The following is a 4,971-nucleotide window of genomic DNA, read 5'->3' as shown; positions in this document are numbered from 1 at the left end:
AGGTGGTTGTGCGGTCGCCGATGGTGGAGGATTGGCTAAACTTAGGCTTATCTTCATTAGTTTGGTTGTCATTATCCTGCTTATCAATAATCACCATGCGAGCGTTAACGCCAGTATTGACGGGTAATGACGAATCCATGAATGAGTTGTCGGGCAACTTCTCACTTGTGCCGCCAACAGACTCAAGCCATTCTCTAAACTCAACTGCTTTTTTATCGCTACCAAAAAACACGCCTTCGCCCATGATGGCAACAATACGGCCATTCGGTCTTAATAACTCGTAAGCATGACGAACGTGTTCAGCATCTTGGCGATTGCTAAACGGAGGATTCATGATGATGCGGTCATAGCCGCTATCTACGCCTTTATGCCTTTCTCCTACTAAATCGTCACGATTGTAATAACCGATTATCTTACCATCATCATCTTCTAGTCTTACGCGCTGGCCATTAGAGCCACGCATTACGCCCTCTTTACCATCAGGCGCAACAAACACATCGCCAAAGGTATAAAACTCACGAGGTTTCATATCCATAAAGTCATTCACTTCTGCTAAGTGATAACCTTTTTCTTGCAATAACTCTCTGCGATCTCCCGACATCTCAATAACATCAGGTTCAGCACCAGTCGCCCGAATCATATCCGCAATATGACCCATACCTGCCGATGGTTCTAAAACAGCCATATCGGGGGTAATCTCGGCAGAATCAATCATCTGTTGAGCAATGGCTTGTGGTGTTGGGAAGAAGTCTAAGCCGTCTTTTTTACGGCCAACCATTGCCATTTCCATTTCACGCACTTTGTTGTTAGTCGCTTCTTCTTGTAAGGCGATAAACTCACGCAATGCACTTCTAAACTCGCTTGGTGTTTCAATCCCCATGCGCGACAATGCTTTTAATTTGTCGTAAGCGTACTGGAACTGATAAGGCAACAATCTATTGTTTTTACCTGCTCTACGGCCAACAGATTCAACTAACTGATTACCAAACTCACGCTTGAGCGTAATGCGTTTATCAGCGTCACCTTCCCACACCTTTAAGTTAATAGCCTCACTTGGGCTTAGAATGACAATGTTTTCGCCACGTTTTACCTGTAGGACGATAGCTTTGCCTGTTAAGCCACTTTTCTTAATGGCTCTTTCGGCTGTTTCTTTACTTGAGAAAGTAGCCAGTGCGCTGTCTTTGGTTTGAAAACGAGAGACTTTATATAGGTTCTTTCTAGCAAAATCTAAATAAGCATCGCTAACATCATCAGCAACCGCCATGATTTGTTGGCCTAGCTTTTTAAGCCCATCAATTTCTAACAACTGACGGCCTAAAAACGCTAAATCAGAACGGAATAATGTGTACGTTGGATAGGTAGCAAAGTCTGCCGTTGCTGCTGTAGGCGGCTGTCCTTTAAGCTTGACTTGTTCGGCATAACTATCATATTCAGAACGAATTTCATTATCTTTAGCTGTTGTTATGTAGGCGCGTAATGCTTCAACATCGACCTTCATGCGAATGTTGTCTAAGAACTTAGCCTTACCATTTTTGATAGCTTCGGCAATGTTACGCATCGTTTTAGCCAAGGCAATCTTAGCGCGAGCCTCATTCTCTGCCGACATTGCAAACCTAGCTCTACGGGCTGTATTGGTCTTACGGTCACGGTTTAATTCTTCGTTGGCTTTAGTCTCTATCTTGTCGGCCATATCCAGTAAACGCTCTGCTGCGCTTTGGCTACGGTTATCTTCGTAGTCATCTTGCTTTTGGCTTAGTTGCTCCTTAGCTGCTGTCGTGTCGCCACCTGCAAGGGCTAAAAAGGCTTGTGCCGCTTCTTTGTCTTTGAACTGGAAGCCAACAATTGCACCACCACCTTTATAACTGCTATACCATCCACCGAGTTTTTTGGCTTCGGACAATACTTTTTTGTAGTCATCTGTACTTAAACGGTCAGATAACTGCACCACAAACAGGTCATAGCCGTCTCGTGTGTGCTTGGTTTCAATAATTTTACCGTCAGTAGTTTGTGATGCTGTATTGATGGTTGCCTGTGCCGCACGTTTTCTCGCTTCTCTCGCTTCTTTTGTGCTTTCGGCCTCTAGCTCATCATATTTAATTCGCTGTTCAGGCGTGAGTGTTAAAAATGCTTCTTGGCGAGACTTGCCATCAGCCATAATCTTCCGCATCAACATTCTAAAATCGTCTAATGTCTGCGGATTTTCTAATGCTTCAGCTTTGGCTTTGAGGTCACTAATACGGCCATCAATCATTTGCTTATATTCTTGAGCAAAATCATCTAGTCGTTGTTGATCTGTGCTTTCAACCATTTTCTGCACAGCATTTTCATAGCTGTTTTTGCCCATACCATAGGTAATACCACGACCAAGCGCATACTCGGCAATCATGGAATGATAGACAGCTTCGGCTACTTCGGATTTCTTATCGTTCTTGTGTCGATACTGGACAGCATAACCCCCTTCTTTTAAAAGTTGGTCTTTGGTGAGTGCGTTTAACTCCGTTAAAATCGCATCTTTGTTGATAGAAATATCGGCAAACGATTGCTTAAATTGCTCTGCTGTTGCTTTGCCGTCACGCACAGAATCCATTAGGGCATTGTGCTTGTCGAGTGTTGGTGTTTTAGAGTTAGCTTCCTGTTTATGGGCTTCTTCTTTGGCAGGCTGTTGCTTTGCTTTAGCTTCATCATAAGACTGAGCCAGTTTGTCTGATTTGCTTACTGTTGGAGCATTGGCCTTAGCTTCATTAAAGGCGTTGTCGATATGGCGCGGCGTACTAAGTAGGGTCGTGTAGTCCCATTGTGAATCATCACCTAATTTCATCTTAGGGATTTCTTCGCCGTTCAACCATTTGACAGTAGCGTCTATCAATGGCTTTAAAACCTCCCTGCTCATGTTGTCAAAATCAACATGGTAAGACGTGAACTTACCATTAACTCTGTCAATTAGTACGCTCTCACGGCTTCCGTTTGCGCCTGATTTATACGAAAAGAGCAACTTAGCAGACTTGCCATTAAACGCGCCATTAACCGTGTAATCTGTTCCCTCTAACGCCTTTTGTAATCGTTTTAATGCGCGATTAAGCTCAACATCTGTTTCGACCTTAATAGGTTGCTTAGGGAAGTTAATCTCAAAGCGATTCCATTGGTTCTCACGAATAGCATCAATAAGAGCCTGACGAATCTTATCTTCTTTATCAGGCATTTCAGCAACCAAGCCTGTTGCAATTTTTAATGCCTCATCACGCGAATACGCTACGCCGATTTTATCGGTCTTGGCTTTAAAGTCGTTGTAGGCTTTTTGAAGTGCAATATATTCTTCGTCACTTAAATCGCTAGATGACGTTGATGCGGTAGGCGTAGACTTGCTTTCAGGTTGCGTTACGGGTGTTGGCTCGGTTGTTCCTGCTACTAATTGACGCATAAATGGCGCAGGAATTGGCTGCACACTACGACTATCAAACAAATACATCTCTGCGGAGTCTTTATCTGCCTGCTGCGGTTTGTTTCGTGAAGCATTAAATTGCAGAAGATTAAATTCGTCACCTCTCGCCTTGGCCTCAGCAATGGCATTATCCATCAACCAAGACTCAATCACTTTAAGGCTGTTAGTGGCTTTTCTATTTGTTGATAAGTCAACTTTTGGGAATGGCGTTGTTTCGCGCCCTGTTGCAGTTAAAACAACCTCACCACTACTAAATTTATAATCAACCTCTCCTTTTTTTAGTGCAGGCTGCTCTGTCTGTTTTGCTGCATCAGCCTCTTTAACCCGTTCAATGTTCTGCTTTAGCTCATCAGCCGTTTTGTATGGCATTTTGCCGCCAAACAAACTAATCTTGTCGTTAACTCCTTTGATTAACCCGTCACCTTCTAGCGTTAAAGATATAGGCACTCCATATTTGTTTAGGTTCACACGAATAACTTTATATTGCCCAATTTTAAAGTCATCACCCTTTTTGAATGACAATACTTTTCTTAAAAAGTCATCGTTTTTATCTTGAAGTTTTTGTGCTTTAGCATCTTTTTCGGCTTGAATTGCGGCCCGCTGCTCAGGACTTCTTGCCTCTTGTACGGCTGTTGCCAACGCATATTTGCTTTCTAGTAGCCAATTATCAAACCTTTGGCTAACCTTATCAAAAGCATTACCTCTGCTTTCGGCTTGTTTGCCATTAAAGTTATTGCGGCCTGCAATAAAGCTAGATGTAACACCTGAACGCGCACTATTAAGCTCGTTAAATTTCTTGATGTAGTCTTGTTGCAGTTTAAGACTTGCTTGCTCTAATGCTTTTTTCTGTAAGTCAGTCTCAGCTTGTGGCAAGGCACCGTTATATGCTTCTTCAATAAAATCTTCAAAAGTCCGTTTGAAAGATTTAGCGACCTCACTTGGGTTTCTTATGGAATGTTGCCAAGCGTTAATTGTTTCCTCTAACGGAAAGTCAACTTTGATAATGCCTGTTTTGGCTTTTGCCTCATTGACGGGCTGCTCCGTTTTCGCTTTGTCATTCTTATTCGCACCAAGAATATCGTCAGTAACAGAATTATTCTGTTTTTGCTCATTCTTGGCTTTTAATTCACCCTTAGCATCATCTTCATTTTGATTAGGGTTATAGCCAATTTGAGAAAGCCATTGCTGCTCAAGTTCTGCGTCAGTTAATAACTGCTTATTGTCCTCGGCAGATTTCAGAAGTGCGCTTTTATCTTTTACAGTCGCAAGCCGTTCTTTTGCGTCTTTAATTGCACCTTCTTTTGTTTTTGAGCCAATACCAATACTTAACCGTGATTTTTCTTCAATAAAAATCCACTCTTTTACAACAGTTTTTCTATCAAGAGATAAACCGACAAAGCCAGTCACACCATCCCCTAAATCGACAGGCTCAGTAAGTCCGTATGCTGTTACTGCATCGTCTTTACTTTTTGCAAACCTAATAGGCTTGTCTTGAAGTTTTGCAAACTCATAGGCGTTTTCTACTTCACCAT

1 pseudogene is annotated in these 4,971 nt (G+C 42.4%); it reads right to left on the bottom strand.

Annotated features, from left to right (window positions below):
* Positions 1-4,971 (bottom strand): annotated as a pseudogene (locus Q0212_RS16780) (hypothetical protein); the annotation flags it as partial.

It is taken from the genome of uncultured Agitococcus sp. (assembly GCF_937920075.1).
Lineage (GTDB): Bacteria > Pseudomonadota > Gammaproteobacteria > Pseudomonadales > Moraxellaceae > Agitococcus.
The sequence above is the reverse complement of the archived record's forward strand: the minus strand, read 5'-3'. Positions and strand labels throughout refer to the sequence as shown.